The organism is Paraburkholderia heleia NBRC 101817 (assembly GCF_000739775.1).
GTDB classification, from domain to species: Bacteria; Pseudomonadota; Gammaproteobacteria; order Burkholderiales; family Burkholderiaceae; genus Paraburkholderia; species Paraburkholderia heleia.
Genome location: NZ_BBJH01000025.1, coordinates 114434 through 131280, shown reverse-complemented (window position 1 = coordinate 131280; position 16847 = coordinate 114434). Strand labels below are relative to the sequence as shown.

Genomic DNA, 16847 nt, shown 5'->3' with positions numbered 1-16847 from the left:
GCGCGCCGGGCCTCCTGCAGAAGTCGGGTGCCGGTCGGACTGCGATCAGCCCGCGATCAGCTTCAACCCCGCCGGCAGCGCCTCGCCGAATACCCGGCCTGTGTCCGCCGTATCGAGCGCGACGACTTCGCGCACCATCGTCACCCACGTGGGCGGCGCGTTCGCCGACTCCATGCGGCGCACCACGGTCTCGCGCACCTCGGGGGGCAGGTCGCGCGAACGGTCTCCCGTCATGCGCGCGATTTGCGCGGCAGCGAACATCGCCGGCTCGACCTTCTTCCAGTCGAGCGCGAGAATCGCGTCGAGCCAAAGCGCGGCAGTTTGCCGCGGCACCACGCCATGCGCGCTGCCGTAGAACGGCTGGCGCGCGCCGATGCGGCCCACGGCCCACCACGTCTGATGATTCTCGGCAGGCTTCCGGAGCCGTTGCAACAGCCGCTCGCCGATCTCGATCTTGCGCTCGGCCGCAATCTGTTCGAGCGACGCATAGAGCCGGATCATGTCCGGCACGCCCAGCTTCGCGGGGTCGAAGGGCAGCTTGTGGCGCTTCGAGCCCGCCGCCTCTTCGAGGTAGGTCATCGCCTCGAGCACCTCGTTCTGCTGCGCCTCGTTCAGACCGCCCGCCGCGCGGCGCCAGAGCGTCCACCACTCCGACCACACCTGGCCTTCGCCCACGAACTGGATGCCGTCGTCGAAGAGCGTCCAGAGCTGCTCGACGCGCCATTCGTCGAGCGGATAGCCGAAGCCCGGACGCAGGCAGAAGCCGGCGAGGTTCAGCCACAGGCGTTCGTGATCGGCGGAGCGCCGGCGCTTGCCCGCGCGCTCCCAGAGCGCGCCGAACAACTCGCGCAGGAGCGGGCCGTCCCAGTTCTGGCGCGGCCCGAGCCGCTCTTCGAGATGCGCGCGCAAGCGCTTCACTTCCTTCGCGTCGACCTTGGCGGAGCGCGCGCCGAACACGCGCTCGATCGCCTCGATGGCTTCGTCGAGGCCCGCATGGCGCGACCCGCTGTTCGCCGCACCCGCACCACCCTCGTGCTCCGCGCGGCGCAGCGCGAATTCGAGCAGCCAGCGCTGCGAGGCGTCGTCGGTGGCGATGCAGTGCATCTCCAGCGTGCCGACTTCCGTGAGCGCAGTCGTGAGCTTGACGGGGCGCTCGCGCGCCGCATTTGCATCGCCGCCTGCGGGCACCACGGTCGCGAGCGGCGGCAGGCGCACGAAGTCGCCCGCCGCGAGGTCGGCCAGCTCACCCGGTTGCCACGCGGTGTCGGCCACCGTCGAGGCGAGGTGGAACTGCACCGGCTGGCCCAGTTGCAATGCGAACGTGCGGTCGTCCAGATGCAGTTCGCGGCCCTCCTCCGTGCCGCGCGGCAGAACGCACACGCCACGCGGTAGGGCATCGGCCCCCGCGCCTTCATCGAGCACGAGAAAGTAGCTGCGCGGCGAGCCGCCGCCGATACGCGGCGCGTGGCCCGAGCGCGCGAGCGCATAGGCGACCGCGCCGCGCGCGACGGCCACGTCGGGCTGATCGTTCTGCAGCACGTTGAGCGGCTCGCCGCGCCACGTGCCGAGCGTGTCGGCCAGACGCTGCGCGAGCGAGCGAGCGCGGAACACGCCGCCGTTGAGCAGCAGCGCGTCGGGCATGGGCAGCGCGGTTTGCGCTTCACCGGCCGTGCCGGAAGCACCCAGCGCCTCGCGAGACTGCGCGGCGAAGCGCTGCAGGAACGCCGCGATATGGCGCGTGATGGCCGGATCGGCGGCATAGGGCAAGCCGAACTCGACGATCGCCGCGCGTGAGCGGCGCGGCAGGTCGCTGGCAGCGCCCATGGGGAAGAAGCCGTCCACCACGATCTGCGCGACTTCCTCGCGGCCGAGCTGCGTGGTGCGCGCGCCGCCCACGAGACGCGCGCCCGCGCCGAGCAGCGTGATCGGCACGGACTCGGGCGCGCTCGCGTCGAGCAACTGCTCCTTCGCGACGCGGCAGCGCTCGACAAGCTGCGAAAGGCTCGCCGCGCTCAAGCGCGTTTGCGCGTTCGCGAGCCGGCTTTCGGCCAGATGCGCGAGCGCGAGATCCATGTTGTCGCCGCCGAGCATCAGATGATTGCCCACGCCAATGCGCGTGAGCCGCGGCTCGCCGCCCTCGAACTGCACCTTGATGAGCGTGAGGTCGGTCGTGCCGCCGCCCACGTCGCACACGAGCACGAGGCGCGAAGCGCCCAGCTGCGCATCGAGCGTCGCGCGATGGTGATACAGCCAGTCATAGAACGCGGCCTGCGGTTCTTCGAGCAGGCGCAGCGCGGGCAGCAATGCCTGCCGCGCCGCTTCGAGCGTGAGTGCGCGCGCGCCGTCGTCGAACGAGGCGGGCACGGTGAGCACCACGTCCTGATCTTCGAGCGGCGCATGCGGGAAACGATGGTTCCATGCGGCGCGCACGTGCGCGAGATAACTCGCGCTCGCGGTCACCGGCGAGACCTTGGCGACGTCGTCGGGCGCGCCCCACGGCAGGATCGGCGCGAGGCGGTCCACCGCGGCGTGCGAGAGCCAGCTTTTCGCGCTTGCCACGAGGCGGCCGGGCACCTGCGCGCCGAGCGTGCGCGCGAGGCGGCCGACGACGGCGTCGTCGCCCGGTGAAGGCCGGCTCCACGGCAAACGCAGATCGCCCGCCGCAAGCTCGCCTGCCGCCGGGTGATAACGCGCGGAAGGCAGCATTTTCTCCGCGCCCACCTCCCCGAGGCCGGTGAGCTGCTCGACGTCGAACACGCGAATGGCGTCGCCGCCTGCCTCCACGTAAGCCACGACGGTATTGCTCGTCCCCAGGTCGATGCCGACGACGTATTGCTTCATTGGCTTCAGTCGCCTGCTCCACCGCGCACGTCGAACTCGACCTTCCAGCGCTCGTTCGTCCCGCTCGGCATGGCTTCAAGCTCCAGCGTGCCCGCCTCCGTCACGCGCGCATGCAGCTTCACGGGCACCACTTCGCCGGGCGTGCGGCCTTCGGTCGGCAGCGTGGCCTGGATTGCCTCCAGCTCCTGCAACTCTTCGGGCGACCAGTAGTCGAGCATCGCGCCGACCTGATCCTGGCGCCGCACCGAGGAGCCGAAGAAGCGGAAGTGCACCGGCTCGCCCACGACGAGGCCGAACTCCTGCGGCGGCAGCGCCGCCTGAGTGCCCTCTTCCATGCCGAACGGCGCGACGCACAGCGCCGACACGGGCGGCTCGAGCCCCGGCACCGCCGGCATGGCCGATTCGACGGCCACGTAATACGCGCGCGCCGTGCCGCCGCGAATGCGCACGCCCTTGCCGCGCTTCACGTAGCCGTAATAGGCCGCGCCGCGCGCCACGGCGAGGTCGAGATCCGCGCCGCCGAGCAGACGCGCGCTCGCGGCACCCTCGGCGGCGAGCCAGCCGTTGAGGATGTCGAGCACGCGTTGCGAGAGCAGCGCCGACTTGAACACGCCGCCGTTGAAGAGGACCGCGGTGGGATGCAGGAAGCTTGCGCCAGCCGCGCCAGGATTCTGCGCGCCAAAGCCTTCGAGCTCCGCGAGCGCCTGCACCTGGCGGCCGAGGAAGGCAGCGAGATGGCGCGTGACGCCCGCGTCCTGTGCATACGGCAGGCCAAGCTGCGTGAGACCCACGCGCGTGCGCACGGCGGGGCGCGCGGCGGCATCCACCTGCGGGAAGAAACCTTCGAGAATGATCTGCGTGAGTTCGGCGCGCGTGAGTTCCGTGCGGATCGAACCGCCGATCAGCTTCGAGCCGCGGCTCGGCACGACGATCGGCACCGTATCGACCGCGGCGTCGCTCAGCAGCGTTTCCTTGGCCGAGCGGCACGCATAGGTCAACGCGCGCAGCTGCCACGGATCGGCCTGCGTGCCCTGGGCCGCGAGCTTGCGCGCCACCACGTGCGCCAGCGCGAGGTCCATGTTGTCGCCGCCGAGCAGAATGTGCTCGCCCACGGCCACGCGATGCAGTTCGAGATTGCCTTCGCGCTCGACCACGGCGATCAGCGAAAGGTCGGTCGTGCCGCCGCCCACGTCCACGACGAGGATGATGTCGCCGACTCTCACTTCCTTGCGCCACGCGCCGCCGCTTTTCTGAATCCAGCTGTAGAGCGCCGCCTGCGGCTCTTCCAGCAGCGTCATGTTGGCGTAGCCCGCCGCCTGCGCGGCCTCGGCAGTCAGCTCGCGCGCGGCAGGGTCGAACGAGGCCGGAATCGTGACGGTGATCTCCTGCTCGCCGAACGGCGCCTCGGGATGCGCGTGGTCCCAGGCCTCGCGCAGGTGCGTGAGATAGCGCACCGAGCTTTCGAGCGGCGACACGCGCGCGACTTCGGGCGGCGCGTCGTTGGGCAGAATGGCCGCGCGGCGATCCACGCCGGGGTGGCACAGCCAGCTCTTCGCGCTCGACACGAGACGGATCGGCGTGCCCGCGCCGCGGCTGCGCGCAAGCTCGCCCACGGCGTACTCGCGCGTGGTGGTCCACGGCAGCGTGAGGTCGCCCGGCGTCAGCTCGCCCGCATGCGGCAAGTACAGGAACGAAGGCAGCAGATCGGGCGATTCCAGCGTGCCCGGCGCCGTCAGCTGGGTCACGTTCAGCACGCCCTGCTGGGTCTTTTCGCCATCGCTGGCGCCGAGGTCGACGTAGGACAGCGCGCAGTGCGTCGTGCCCAGATCGACGCCAATCGAATAACGCGGATCGCTCACAGCTCCACCTCCGCCGGCGCGATGATGCGCGCGTCGTGCGTCTTGACGAGTTGCGGCAGCTTCACCTCCTCGACGCGCCAGCCGCGATGCGTGAGGCTGCCGCTGAACGGCGCCTCGCCTACCACGTTGCCGGTCACGCGCACCGCGGCGGCGTCGAAGCCGGCCGGCAGCGTCACGCGCGAACCTTCGGACTCGCTGCGCACCGGGCGGATCGCGAAGTGGTCGCGCAGCGTGGCGCGGCAGCCTTCGTGAACGATGCGGGCGGCGGCGCCGATGTCCGCATCGGCATAGCCGGCAATGTCTTCCTCGACGAAATCGACGAAGCGCGCGTTGCGCTGGAGCAGGCCGAGCAGCTGGAGCGCGGCGTCGGGCGTGGCTTCCTTGACGACCGCGGGCGTGGGCGCCGGTGCCGCCTTCGCGGCCGGAGCCGCGGCGGGCGCCGGCGCAGCGGCGGCGGGTGCAAACCCGCCTTCACGCAGACGGCGCACGTTGGCGGCAAGCTCGCCGTCGCCGAGGATCGCGAAGAACGATCCCAGTGCGACCGAAAGGCGGCCGAAGAAAGACAGATTCGATTCGGGCATGTAGACGACTCCAATAGCGCTTGAGGGCTCGCAGGCAAGGCGAGCCGACCTGCCGGGCTCGCAACGAGGCCCGATCGATGCCTGGAGGGAGGCGGCCGGCAGGGGAAACTCGAGCCCGGCACGGGCTCAAAACCCGTATTTTGCCTTGTCGCGGGCGCAAGCCGGTCAAAATGCGGATCCGGCGGGGGGAATGGCGTACCCGGCGGGGGCGCGGAGCCTTGACGGCGGGCGGGGCGCCGGGCAAGACGCGTGGGGCAGCGCGCAAAACTTCGGCTGTTCCCGGTTCAACGCTGCGGCCCTGAAAAGACGCGATGAGGCCGAGGTAGATGAAATGGGGGCGCGACTGGCGGCATGCGCATACGCTCAGGCCCGCGCCGCCGCCGCGATTCGCTTTGAAGCCCCGGCCCTTTCAGGGAAAGATGGGGGTCGTCGCTTCCGCGCCTTCCACGTCGGCGCGCGGAACATGCTGCGCGATGTTCGCCTCGATTTCCGCTTCACGCGAGCCGGGCACATCGGCCATGACCAGCAACTGGCCGTGCTCGATCGGCCCGTTAAAGCGCGAGAGCCGCGTGTTCGGTTCGTCCACGCCGATCATGCCGGCCACCCAGGCGCCGAATATCGCGCCCGCGAGGGTCAGCGCGACCACCACCCCGCCCGTGATATCGAAGTTCGCGGGCGGAAACATCAGCGCCACGAGACCGGCGATTGCGCCGGTCGCGGCGCCGAACATCACGCCGCGCTCCAGCGCGTGCACGACGTCGCTGCGCTGCAGCAGCGACGCCTCGGGCAAGCGTTCTAGCCCCACGCTGTGATTGGCGAGCACGTGAATATGACGCCACGTGATGCGCGCGCGCAGCAGATCGTCGACGATCGCCTGCGCCGTGGTGGTGTCGGGAGCGAGGAAATAGAGGCGTCTCATGATGGCCCTCCTTCGGTCATGCGGCGAGCCGCCTGCAACCGGCTCGCTGTCACATGACGACGATGCGATTCCGATCATCCTACGCCTGAGTTCCCGACAGCGCGACAGCCCGGGCGTATGCCACAGCCCGCGAGCGTCGAGCCGGCTAGATCTCGACGCGCGCTCCGACCTCGATCACGCGATTGGCCGGCAGCTTGAAGAACGCGGCGATATTCCCGACGTTGTGCAGCATCACCGCGAAAAGACGCTCGCGCCAGAGCGACATGCCGTGGCCGCGCGTCGGCACCACCACGGCGCGGCTGAGGAACCACGACGTCTCGTCGAGATCGAATGTCAAGTCCGCGGACTTGTAGGCGGCGAGCGTGCGCGGCAAGTCCACCTCGTCCTTGAATCCGTAGTTGACGACGACGCAGTAGCAGCCCGGGCATAGCAGTTCGACCATCACGCGCTCGCGCTCGGCCACCCATGGCACGTCCTTCGTCTTCACGCTCAGGAATACTACGCGTTCGTGCAACACCCGGTTGTGCCGCAAGTTGTTCACGAGCGCGTGCGGTACGGCGTCGGCGTTCGGCGTGAGGAAAATCGCCGTGCCGCCCACGCGCACCGGCGAACTCTCGAGCAGCGTCGCGAGATAGGGCTTCAGGGGCTTCTTGCCGGCGCGCACGCGTGCCTCGGCCGCCATCATTTCCCAGCCCTTGCCCCAGGTCGCCATGACCGTGAACATCAGTGCGCCGATCACGAGCGGGAACCAGCCGCCGTCCACGATCTTGAGCAGGTTGGCCGAGAAGAACATGGCGTCGATCACGAAGAAGAACGCCGTGGCGAACACGCACAGCAGCCAGTTGTAGTGCCACGCGTAACGCACGACAAAGAACGTGAGGAACGTCGTGATGAGCATCGTGCCGGTCACGGCGATGCCATAAGCGGAGCCGAGCGCCGTCGACGAACGGAAGCCCACCACCGCAGCGACCACGGCGACAAGCAGGATCCAGTTGATGCCGGGCACGTAGATCTGCCCGATTTCGCGCTCCGAGGTGTGCACGATATTCATGCGCGGCAAGAAGGAGAGTTGCATGGCCTGCATCGCCATGGAGTAGGTGCCCGAAATCACGGCCTGCGATGCGATGACGGTCGCGACGGTCGCAAGCACGATCATCGGCACGATGGTCCATTGCGGAAAGAGCCGATAGAACGGGTTTTGCACGGCGCCGGGGTTGGCCAGCAGCAGTGCGCCCTGCCCGAGGTAATTGAGCGCGAGCGCGGGAAATACCATGCCGAACCACGTCAGGCGAATCGGCTGCTTGCCGAAATGGCCCATGTCGGCATAGAGCGCTTCGGCGCCCGTGAGCGAGAGCACGACCGCGCCCAGCGCGACGAAGGCGAGCCAGCGGTGATGCAGGCAAAACGCGATGCCCTCGCGCGGATCGAGCGCGAACAGCACGGCCGGCGCAGAGGCGATGTTGGCCACTCCCGCCACGGCGATCACGACGAACCACAGCACCATCACCGGACCGAACACGGCGCCGATGCCGCCCGTGCCGTGCTTTTGCGTCACGAACAGCACGATGAGCGCTGTGAGCGTCACCGGAATCACATAGGTCTTGAGGGCAGGCTCGGCCACCTCGAGGCCTTCCACTGCGCTCAGCACCGAGATGGCCGGCGTGATCACGCTGTCGCCGAAGAAGAGCGCCGCGCCCATCACCCCGGTCACGAGCAGCGCGGTACGCAGGTGCGGCCGCGCCGCAACCGAAGAAGCCGCGAGCGCGAGCAACGCCATGATGCCGCCCTCGCCGTGATTGTTCGCGCGCAGGATGAGTGCGACGTACTTGAGCGAGACGACGATCATGAGCGACCAGAAGATCAGCGAGACGATGCCGACGATATTGAAAGCATTGACCGCAAGGCCGTTGCTGGGATCGAACACGGTGGCGAGCGTGTAGAGCGGGCTCGTGCCGATGTCACCGTAGACCACGCCGAGGGCGGCCAGCGCGAGCGCGGGAAGCGCCGGGCGATGCGGGCCGGAGTCGCCAAGGCGTCCGTGCGCGGGCGCCGCGGATGCGGATTGTCCCATGTCTCCCTCCTTGTGCTGCCGCATGCGGACCGGGGGCCGCGCGGCCTTGTCGCTTCGTATTGGCGAGGCTGCCTCGTCGGGCGCACTAGTCGAAGTATAGGAACTTGGCGCGAAAATGCGCTTCGCGTGACACCCGGCGGCGATAGCAACAGCGCGGCGTCAGCTGCCGTGCGTTCGCAAAACTGTCATAGTCGAGCGTATTTTCCTGAATATTCTCCCGATCAATCGGGCCGCGTGTCAGGCGTATAAAGAAAAGGAGTTGCACAATGCGAACCCGCCTCACGTTTCTCAGCGCCGCGCTGGCGCTCGCTGCCTGCGCGACGCAGCCCCGTTCAGCGCAACAGGACATCGCAACGCTTTCTGCCCGACCCGCGGCCTTCGCGCAAGCGGGCGCCGCCGCTCACGGACGTCCGGTGAAAGTCATGATCGTGACGATGTTCGCGCCCGAAGCCAAAACATGGCTCGATCGCCTCGGTCCCTGGGAGTCCGTGACAATCGCGGGCCTCTCTCCTGACTATCCGGATGTGCAATGCAATGCCGACGACGTCTGCGTGATGACGACCGGCATGGGCCATGCGAATGCCGCCGCTTCGACGATGGCCCTCGCCTTCGCGCCGCAGTTCGACCTGAGCAAGACCTACTTTCTCATCGCGGGCATTGCGGGTGTGAACCCCGAGCGGGGCACGACCGGCTCGGCGGCCTGGTCGGACTGGCTCGTCGATTTCGGCCTGCAGTGGGAGATCGACGGCGATGGCCGCCCGCGCGGCTGGCACACCGGCTATCTCGGCATCAATACGAAAGGGCCTGGCGACAAGCCCGCGCTCGACTACCGCACCGAAGTGTTCCGCCTCAATCCGAGGCTCACCTCGGCCGCCTGGGCAATCTCGCGCGACGTGACGCTCGCGGATAACGCGCAGGCCCAGGCCGCGCGCGCGAAATATGCTTACGCTCCCGCCAACCGGCCGCCCAAGGTGATCCGATGCGACTCGGTCGCCGACGATACCTGGTGGTCGGGCACGGCGCTCGGCACGAGGGCGAGCGAGTTCACGCGCCAGCTGACGGGCGGACAAGGCGTGTACTGCATGACGCAGCAGGAGGACAACGCCACGTTCGAAGCACTCAGCCGCGCGGCGCGCGCGCAGCGCGTGGACCTCGATCGCGTGGCCGTCCTGCGCGCGGGCTCGGACTTCGATCGTCCGTATGCGGGAGAATCGAACGCGGCGAATCTGCTGAACTATGCGAGCCAGGGCGGCTTCGCACCTGCGTTGGAAAACCTTTTTCGCGCGGGCCACCCGCTCGTGCAGACCATCGTCACGCATTGGAGCGAATGGCAGCATGGCATTCCTGCAGATGCCTCTGCGGCGTCGCCTCGCTAGCCCTGTCCCCGCTTTGCCGCTTTGCCGCTTTGCCTCGTTGCATCGAACCATCCTTGTGAGGAATACAGACGATCGACGCGCGCCGTTACCCGTCACGCATCGCCAATTCGCAAAGCAACTACCGCGCACGATCGTTCATACGCATTGCGCATCGAAGTACGGGATTTCCGCTACTGAAATTCTCCTTTGACCGGATAGCTTTATCGCGGCATCTATGCCAGATTAGGTTTCACCATTCAAGCGCAGCGCCGGGGTCGCGAAGCGATGCGCCATGATTCCACGGGGGACAGCATGCACGGTTACTTCCCTCCCCTTCATGCCGTCACGCACATCATGTTCGCAAGCGTGCACGGGTGGGCGCATTCGCGAGCGTACGCGTCATGAATGCCGCCAGCATCGTCGTGCTCGGCGCGGGGCCGGCGGGCGCGGCCGTTGCGCGCGCGCTGGCGGGACTCGAATATCGCGTGCGGGTGGTGAGCGACTGGCGCCGCTTCGACGCGGCCGAAGCCTTATCGGCACGCGCGATTGAAGCGCTGCGCCGTGCGGGCCTGCATCGCGCAGCCAGTTGCGGCGAAGGGCCATGCGTGCGCACCACACTCTGGAACGGCGCGCTGCAAACGCTCAACGCGGAATTCCTCGTGGACCGGCGGGTATTCGATGCGGCCCTGCGCGACGATCTGTGTAGCGCGGACGTGGACGTGATCGAGGCGAACTTGCGCTCGCTGCATTCGTCTTGCGCGGGTCACGATCTCATGATCGAAACCGCCGACGGACCGCTCACGCTGCGCGCGGACTTTCTGGTCGAAGCGCGCGGGCGCCTCGCGCCGCTGTTGCGCGATGCCACGCGCGGCCCGCAAACTGTGAGCCTGCTGAACGTATGGAAGGGCCGCGCGGGCGCAGCAGCCACTGCGGTGGAAAGCCTGCCTGCCGGGTGGGCATGGATGGCGCGTCTGGGCGACGGCCGCTGCTACTGGCAATTGACGCTGGACGTCACGAATCCCGAACTGCCGCAGCGCGATGAACTGCTCGCGTTTTGCGAGCGCATGCGCCACGCGCCGCTTGCGAGCGACTTCTTCGCGGGCGACGCCGCGAACGACGCACGCCTCTATGCGCGCAGCAGCACCGCAACGCTATGCGGCCGTACCGGCGGTCACAACTGGCTGCGCGTGGGCGATGCCGCCATGGCCGTCGATCCGCTCGCGGGCAATGGCGTGTTCCAGTCGCTCACCTCTGCGTTGCAGGCGCCCGCGGTGATCCACACGCTGCTGGCCCGGCCCGAGCGCGCACCGCTCGCGCTGCGCTTTCACCAGCAGCGCATCGAGCAGTTGTTCATGCGCTTCGCGCGCACCGGACGCGATGTCTATGCGCTCGAACAGCGCTGGACGACGCAGCCATTCTGGCAAACGCGTGGTGCATGGCCAGACGACCGCCCCGCTCACGTGAGCGCCGATTTCAACGAGCTGAACGTGGGACGCGCGCCCGTGATCGATGGCGGCATGATTGCCGAAGCGGATGTGGTCGCGAGCCCGGACCAGCCGCTTGGCATCTGGCATCTTTGTGATGCCGCCGTGGTCGAGGCGCTGCGCAGGGAGCCCGCTGAGCAGGTGCTCAAGTCGCTCGATGCAGATCAGGCGCGGATGGTAAGGCACTGGCTTGCCATGCAGGATTATCCTTAGGCCGGCGCTTTTGCCTTTTCGTTTTTGCCTTTTCCTGAAATCAGGGAAGAGCGAAAGCGTCCCGAACACCAAACTCCGGCAATTCCATCGCACTACTGATCTCCCGCCCACACCGGCGCATCTGACCCAGCGCATCGAACATTCGTGAGCCGCGCGCCCGACCCGTTCGGGCTCGATACAGAATGCGTAGAGGCGTGGCGCGACGCATGACGCCGCAGGCACGCGGCGGACAATCAGGGAACGTGCCTCGCGGCATCAAGTTTCGGCGTAAAATGCGCGTTCGCCGCGATGTACCGGCGTAGAAGCCCCACGCCAGCGATGCACGTCGATCTACTTACCATCTACCTCCTCCTGATCGGGACCCTGCTCGCCAGTTCCCTGATAACGCTCTGGGAGCATCGTACGCATCCCGCGCGCAGCAAGGCATTGCGGATACTGGCCGGGGGCTACGCCACCCTCGCAACCGGCTGCGCCGCGGTGCTCGTCCGCACCGATCTGCCCGGCGTTTGGGGCTCAGCCCTGAGCAACCTCATCATGATGGCCGGCTATCTGCTGGTTCTGCATGGCGTCGCGACGCTGAACGGGCGGCAATACCGGGCGGCTTCGATCGCCCTGCTCGCCTTGATTGCGCTGACATGGGCCACATGGGGCGCACGGCATCCGCAGGCCATGTGGTACTACGCGAGCGCGTTTCCCATTGCGCTGGTGAGCGCCATGACGTCGCGCGAGCTGCTGCGCGGCGACGGCATGAAAGGGATGCAGTCGCGCCACGCCGCGACGTTCGTCACGGGATTCCACGCACTCTTCTACGTCTTCAGGACATTTGTCCTTCCGTGGCTGGGCAGCCGCTACGGGGACGGCTTCGTCGCGCTCGTCAGCAAGATCACGATGTATGAGGGCGTACTGTATTCGGTCATTCTGCCCATGGCCCTGATCAGGCTGATACGCGAGGAAACGTATGGGCAGTTGTTGCGCGAGTCCCAGACGGACTACCTGACCCGCCTTGGCAACCGCCGCTGGTTCTTCGAAGAAGGCGAGCGCGTGATGCGCGAGATCGGCACGCGGCAGCCGGTTTCGCTGCTTGCCTTCGATCTCGACCACTTCAAGACCATCAACGATCGCTACGGCCACAAGACCGGCGACGAGGTCCTCAAGACGTTCGCGGAGATTGCCCGCAGCGCCATGGGAGCCGAGGCGATCCTCGCGCGCATAGGCGGTGAAGAATTTGCCGCCCTGCTGCCGGGCCATGACCGCCTGCGCGCCAAAGCGGCGGGCGAGGCGATCGCAAGGCATTTCGCTCAAACTGCCATGAACAAGGTCGATGGCGTCGCCATACGCGCCACGGTGAGCATCGGCCTCGCGCAGCATGGTCACGAAGCGTCCACGCTCTCCGACCTGCTGGCCGCCGCCGACGCCGCGCTCTACAGCGCGAAAGCGCTGGGCGGCAACCGGCTCGAAATGCTGGTTCTCTAGCGCCTCACGCCACGTCTGGCACTCGTGTCAGCTATTTGTAGGCTGCGCGCATTCTTTTTGCTTGCCTTCTTGAGCCCGCCCTATCCGGTCGCGGGTGCAATCGCGTCAAGCGGGTAAGGGGGCACAATGGCAACGATCGATTCCCGGATTCGTGCGGCAATTTCCGCTGGAATGATTTTCCTGCTTGCGGCTTGCGGCGGCGGCGGTGGTGGTGGCGGAAGCGGCGGTGGCTCGAGCAGCGGCACGACGCCGGCGGGCGGCGTCAAGCTGCAGGTCGTCTCGTTCGGCGACAGCCTTTCCGACGTCGGCACCTACGCGCCGCTTGCGAGCGCCGTGGGCGGCGGCCGGTTCACGACCAACCCCGGTCAGGTCTGGTCCCAGGATGTCGCGCAGTATTATGGGGACACCCTGAACGCCGCGTACACGGTCGGTCTCGATCACAAGCTGAGCGCGCAAGGCGGCTTCGGCTACGCAGAAGGCGGGGCCACGGTCGCCACACCGGCCGACCAGTACGACTTCCTCTCGGACGTGATCGGCAACATCGAAATGCCGGTCAATCAGCAGGTTTCGAGCTATCTCTCCGCGCACGGCAGCTTCAACTCCGGCCAGCTCGTCCTGGTGTGGGCAGGCGCGAACGACGTGCTGCGCGCCGGCAACCCGCCTGGTGCCAACACGGTCGTGCAGACTGCCGCCACGACGCTCGCACAAATCGTCGGGCAGATCGTGCAGGCCGGTGCCACACATGTCGTGGTGATCAACGTGCCAAACGTCGGTCTCTCGCCCAAGGGCATCACCTCGCCCGACGGCGGCGCGAACCTGACCCAGCTCTCGCAGCTCTTCGACTCGACATTGAACGGCGCCCTGCAGGCGAACGGCCTGCAGGGCAAGGTAATCGAAGTCGATTCCTACACCTGGATCACCCAGCTCGTCGCAAACTTCCAGGCGAGCGGATTTACCGTGTCCAACACAGCCCAGGCGTGCGCCCCGTCGAAAACGCCGGATAACACCTCGCTGCTCTGCTCGCCAGCCACCTACGTCTCGGCCAATGCCGACCAGACCTATATGTTCGCCGACGACCTCCACCCGACCACGCACACGCATACGCTGTTCGCGCAGTATGTCGAGCAGCAGATCGCGGCGAGCGGTCTGGGTCATTGAGTGCTGGATTCATGCGGCAGCAGCGGCAGCCTGGGCTGGCGTGATCCTCGCCGGGCCTCGCACGAGTTGATCTCGCTCCAAGTGTTCACAACGGCGATGACGGGTCCATGGGAGAAGTCCGGAGCAGGACTTGACCATGCGCCGTCCCATGTGTATGTTTTCGTTAACGAATTTTGTACAGGGAAGAGGTTTATGTCTATTCGGTCCCAAGACGTCGTCCCGATTAGCGAAGCACGCGCGCGACTCACCGAACTGGCGGACGACGTAGTCGCCGGTGCCGAAAAGGTGCTGACGAAAAATGGCGCAGCCTTTGTTGCACTCGTCGATGCGAGAAAGCTCGACTTCTATCACGCCCTCGAAGCCGAGTACGGGCGGCTGATCATGATCGAAGACGCTGAGAAGGGCCTAAAAGATGCGCTCGCCGGACGTACAAAGTCCCTGGAGGACATTCGGGAGTCGATGCGACGTCGTTCTGAGTCGCACAAATGATCCGGGTCGATTTTGCAGAAACGTTCGAAAAGCGCCTCGAAACGATCAGCGAATTCGTGTTGGAGCAGGACTCGTCGTCAGCGCCGCAGCGGATGGATGACCTTTGGGAGCAAATTTTTCGCTTCCGCGATCTCGTGATGATTCATCCGCAACTCGGCCGCCCCGCCGAGTTCCTTGCGGCGCAGACCATTGAGGGACAGACGCGGCTCGACAGGCTAAAGCGTCTGGCAATCGAAGCTGATGTTCCCGATTTCCGCGAATATGTGCTGCGATCGCACGTGATCCTGTATGCCCACTCCGAAACGCGCGCGATCGTGCTCTCGATTCGACACCAGCGCGAACTCGGCTACGCACCACTGACCGATTGATGGCTGCGGCATCCCTGCGGGGCAAGTGCAACCCGATTGTCGTCCCCAGTCGAACGCAGCATCGCGTTCCAGCCACTTTATCCACGCCCTCGCCGACCGCATACTTCGTGACGTAGCCCCACCGCCCGTCAACGCCATGCTAAACAGAGACGCCATTCGCTCCGGCGCGTTTCTCGAGAGTTTCAGCCATCTCCCTCCGGAAATTCTCTGGACGCAGACCCAAATCGACCAGTCGCTCGCCGAAACGATGGCGAAGCGCCCCGCCGGCGAGGAAGTCTGGGTATTCGGCTACGGGTCGCTCATGTGGAATCCGCTCTCACACTTCGACCGGCGCGCGAGCGCCACGCTGCATGGCTGGCGCCGGAGCTTTTGCATTCGCCTGTTCGGCGGGCGCGGCACGCCGCAGCGCCCCGGGCGCATGCTCGCGCTGGAGCGCGGCGGCCATACGCAAGGCGTGGTGCTGCGGCTCGATGCCGCCACGCTCGACGAAGAGCTTCACATTCTCTGGACCCGCGAGATGCTCACGGGCGCTTATACGCCGGCCTGGACCGCCGTCACGCTCACCACGGGAGAGACGCGGCACGCGCTCGCGTTCGTGGCGAGCACCTGCCCGCGACAATACGAGGCCGATTCGAGCCCTGCGACTGTCGCGCGCGCAATTGCCCAGGCTCATGGGCCGCTCGGCAGCAACGCGGAATATGTGTTCCAGCTCAGACAGGCGCTTGCCGACTGCGCGATGACCGACGCCTACATCGAGGAAGTGGCGCAAGCCCTCGAACGTTTCGAAACGACGTATTAAGCGAGTCGCGCGAGACCCGTCACCATCTGAACGACGCCAAACGCGGCAATCGCTACTGCGGAAAAAATGGAGATGCCGCGCGTGAACGCGAGCGGCAGCCTGGTACGCAACGAGGAGGTCACGCCGCTCAGGAACAACCACCACACGGCCGAACCCGCGAACACGCCCGTCACCATGGTCACCATCGGCGCCGCCGCAGGCCATCCCGGCGCGCCCTGTTCGCCTGGCATGGCAGGCAGGGGCCCGAGCGCCGCAAAAGCGGCGATGAACGAAAAAATGGTCAGGGGGTTCGAGAGCGTCAGTGCAAAGGTCGTGAGGAAGTCACGCGTGACAGGCGCGCGCAAGTTTTCCTGCACGGCGGCCGGCGCGCGCGGCGACTCGCGCGCGATGGTCCACGCCATCCACACCAGAAACGCCCCGCCCGCCGCCTTCAACACCACCGTCAGCATAGGCAGGGCCGCGACGATACCCGCCACCCCGAGCGCGCCGAGCAAGCCGTAAAACGCATCCGCGCACGCGGCGCCCATGCCGGTTGCGAACCCGGAGCAGAAGCCGCGGCTCAGGCTGCGCTGGATGCACAGCATGCCGATGGCCCCGACGGGTGCGGCGATGCAAAATCCTATCGTCACCGCTTTGACGAACAGCATGTCCCCTCTCCCCCGCGATGAATGTTCCCTGAGTGACTATCGTAGACCGCGAAGATGATGCGCAGAAGCGCAGATTTAAGGGAGAATTGCCATTTCACCTTAAACATTTCGCCATGATGGACGATCTGGACTGGAATATTCTGGCGCTGCTGCAGGAGAGCGGCCGCGTGACCTATACCGAGCTTGCGCGCCGCGTGCATCTCTCGGTGCCGGCGGTCACGGAGCGAGTGAGACGTCTCGAAGATGCCGGCGTGATCGAGGGCTATACGGCACGCGTGAATCCGGCTGCGGCCGGCTATCCGATCTGCGCCCTGATCGGCATTACGGTGCCCCAGTCCGCGAAGGCGAAGTTTCTCAAGCTGCTCGGCACGATTGCCGAGGTGCTCGAATGCCATCACGTCACGGGCGCGGACTCTTACGTCATTCGCCTCGTCGCAACGAGCGTGGCCGATCTGGAGCGCCTGATCCAGCGGATCAACCTTTACGGCGAAACGCGCACGTCCATCGTCATGTCCACGCCGCTCGCCGCGCGTGCGCTCACGCGCCCTCAGGCGGTCCCGGCCGGGTCGCGCGGCAAGACCTAGCCGCGA

14 protein-coding genes are annotated in these 16847 nt (G+C 66.7%); 8 read left to right on the top strand and 6 right to left on the bottom strand.

The genetic code is table 11. The features are described 5' to 3' along the window. Positions 1-45 precede the first annotated feature (45 nt). From BHE01S_RS21410 to BHE01S_RS21390, 5 genes are all read right to left on the bottom strand, one after another. Positions 46-2841: an Hsp70 family protein gene (locus BHE01S_RS21410; protein ID WP_042267433.1), complete on the bottom strand. Its 2796-nt coding sequence runs from the start codon at positions 2839-2841 to the stop codon at positions 46-48. A gap of 5 nt (positions 2842-2846) precedes the next feature. Continuing rightward, positions 2847-4700: an Hsp70 family protein gene (locus tag BHE01S_RS21405; RefSeq protein ID WP_042267431.1), complete on the bottom strand. Its 1854-nt coding sequence runs from the start codon at positions 4698-4700 to the stop codon at positions 2847-2849. After that, positions 4697-5281: a DUF2760 domain-containing protein gene (locus BHE01S_RS21400; protein ID WP_042267429.1), complete on the bottom strand. Its 585-nt coding sequence runs from the start codon at positions 5279-5281 to the stop codon at positions 4697-4699. The genes BHE01S_RS21405 and BHE01S_RS21400 overlap by 4 nt, the downstream gene beginning before the upstream one ends. A gap of 409 nt (positions 5282-5690) precedes the next feature. Then, complete coding sequence (locus BHE01S_RS21395) at positions 5691-6200, bottom strand: hypothetical protein (protein WP_042267427.1); 510 nt, start codon at positions 6198-6200, stop codon at positions 5691-5693. 145 nt (positions 6201-6345) lie between these two features. Continuing rightward, a complete protein-coding gene (locus BHE01S_RS21390) occupies positions 6346-8271 on the bottom strand; it encodes a potassium transporter Kup (RefSeq protein ID WP_042267503.1) in 1926 nt (641 codons plus the stop codon). A gap of 266 nt (positions 8272-8537) precedes the next feature. Between BHE01S_RS21390 and BHE01S_RS21380 the strand changes: the two genes are divergently transcribed. From BHE01S_RS21380 to BHE01S_RS21350, 7 genes are all read left to right on the top strand, one after another. Continuing rightward, positions 8538-9647: a purine-nucleoside phosphorylase gene (locus tag BHE01S_RS21380; RefSeq protein WP_042267425.1), complete on the top strand. Its 1110-nt coding sequence runs from the start codon at positions 8538-8540 to the stop codon at positions 9645-9647. Between the two features lie 380 nt (positions 9648-10027). After that, a complete protein-coding gene (gene qhpG, locus BHE01S_RS21375) occupies positions 10028-11323 on the top strand; it encodes a flavin-dependent monooxygenase QhpG (protein ID WP_042267424.1) in 1296 nt (431 codons plus the stop codon). A 318-nt stretch (positions 11324-11641) separates the two neighbouring features. After that, on the top strand, positions 11642-12796 hold the full coding sequence (locus BHE01S_RS21370) for a GGDEF domain-containing protein (protein WP_042267422.1): 1155 nt from the start codon (positions 11642-11644) through the stop codon (positions 12794-12796). A 126-nt stretch (positions 12797-12922) separates the two neighbouring features. Further along, positions 12923-13954, top strand: coding sequence for an SGNH/GDSL hydrolase family protein (locus BHE01S_RS21365; RefSeq protein ID WP_042267421.1), 1032 nt, complete (start codon positions 12923-12925; stop codon positions 13952-13954). 192 nt (positions 13955-14146) lie between these two features. Further along, positions 14147-14443 carry a type II toxin-antitoxin system prevent-host-death family antitoxin gene (locus BHE01S_RS21360; protein ID WP_042267419.1) on the top strand — a complete coding sequence of 99 codons (297 nt, stop codon included), beginning with the start codon at positions 14147-14149 and terminating at the stop codon, positions 14441-14443. Continuing rightward, positions 14440-14811, top strand: a complete 372-nt coding sequence (locus BHE01S_RS21355) for a type II toxin-antitoxin system RelE/ParE family toxin (protein ID WP_042267417.1) — start codon at positions 14440-14442, stop codon at positions 14809-14811. Before BHE01S_RS21360 ends, BHE01S_RS21355 begins: the two co-directional genes overlap by 4 nt. Positions 14812-14947: 136 nt before the next feature. Then, entirely contained in the window at positions 14948-15610 is a 663-nt protein-coding gene (locus BHE01S_RS21350; protein ID WP_042267415.1) for a gamma-glutamylcyclotransferase, read from the top strand. Here BHE01S_RS21350 and BHE01S_RS21345 read toward each other — a convergent pair. After that, positions 15607-16257 carry a LysE family translocator gene (locus BHE01S_RS21345; protein ID WP_042267414.1) on the bottom strand — a complete coding sequence of 217 codons (651 nt, stop codon included), beginning with the start codon at positions 16255-16257 and terminating at the stop codon, positions 15607-15609. The two genes, BHE01S_RS21350 and BHE01S_RS21345, sit on opposite strands and share 4 nt — an antisense overlap. A 116-nt stretch (positions 16258-16373) precedes the next feature. On the opposite strand from BHE01S_RS21345, the gene BHE01S_RS21340 reads away from it, so the two are divergent. Continuing rightward, the gene (locus tag BHE01S_RS21340; protein WP_042267502.1) at positions 16374-16841 is read left to right on the top strand and encodes an Lrp/AsnC family transcriptional regulator; all 468 of its coding nucleotides are present in this window, start codon (positions 16374-16376) and stop codon (positions 16839-16841) included. Positions 16842-16847: the final 6 nt, after the last annotated feature.

What these genes read in the sequence shown, in the direction of transcription:
- BHE01S_RS21410 (WP_042267433.1), bottom strand. Translation starts at nt 2,841, where the DNA reads ATGAAGCAATACGTCGTCGGCATCGACCTGGGGACGAGCAATACCGTC.
- BHE01S_RS21400 (WP_042267429.1), bottom strand. Translation starts at nt 5,281, where the DNA reads ATGCCCGAATCGAATCTGTCTTTCTTCGGCCGCCTTTCGGTCGCACTG.
- BHE01S_RS21395 (WP_042267427.1), bottom strand. Translation starts at nt 6,200, where the DNA reads ATGAGACGCCTCTATTTCCTCGCTCCCGACACCACCACGGCGCAGGCG.
- BHE01S_RS21390 (WP_042267503.1), bottom strand. Translation starts at nt 8,271, where the DNA reads ATGGGACAATCCGCATCCGCGGCGCCCGCGCACGGACGCCTTGGCGAC.
- BHE01S_RS21380 (WP_042267425.1), top strand. Translation starts at nt 8,538, where the DNA reads ATGCGAACCCGCCTCACGTTTCTCAGCGCCGCGCTGGCGCTCGCTGCC.
- qhpG (WP_042267424.1), top strand. Translation starts at nt 10,028, where the DNA reads ATGAATGCCGCCAGCATCGTCGTGCTCGGCGCGGGGCCGGCGGGCGCG.
- BHE01S_RS21370 (WP_042267422.1), top strand. Translation starts at nt 11,642, where the DNA reads ATGCACGTCGATCTACTTACCATCTACCTCCTCCTGATCGGGACCCTG.
- BHE01S_RS21365 (WP_042267421.1), top strand. Translation starts at nt 12,923, where the DNA reads ATGGCAACGATCGATTCCCGGATTCGTGCGGCAATTTCCGCTGGAATG.
- BHE01S_RS21360 (WP_042267419.1), top strand. Translation starts at nt 14,147, where the DNA reads ATGTCTATTCGGTCCCAAGACGTCGTCCCGATTAGCGAAGCACGCGCG.
- BHE01S_RS21355 (WP_042267417.1), top strand. Translation starts at nt 14,440, where the DNA reads ATGATCCGGGTCGATTTTGCAGAAACGTTCGAAAAGCGCCTCGAAACG.
- BHE01S_RS21350 (WP_042267415.1), top strand. Translation starts at nt 14,948, where the DNA reads ATGCTAAACAGAGACGCCATTCGCTCCGGCGCGTTTCTCGAGAGTTTC.
- BHE01S_RS21345 (WP_042267414.1), bottom strand. Translation starts at nt 16,257, where the DNA reads ATGCTGTTCGTCAAAGCGGTGACGATAGGATTTTGCATCGCCGCACCC.
- BHE01S_RS21340 (WP_042267502.1), top strand. Translation starts at nt 16,374, where the DNA reads ATGGACGATCTGGACTGGAATATTCTGGCGCTGCTGCAGGAGAGCGGC.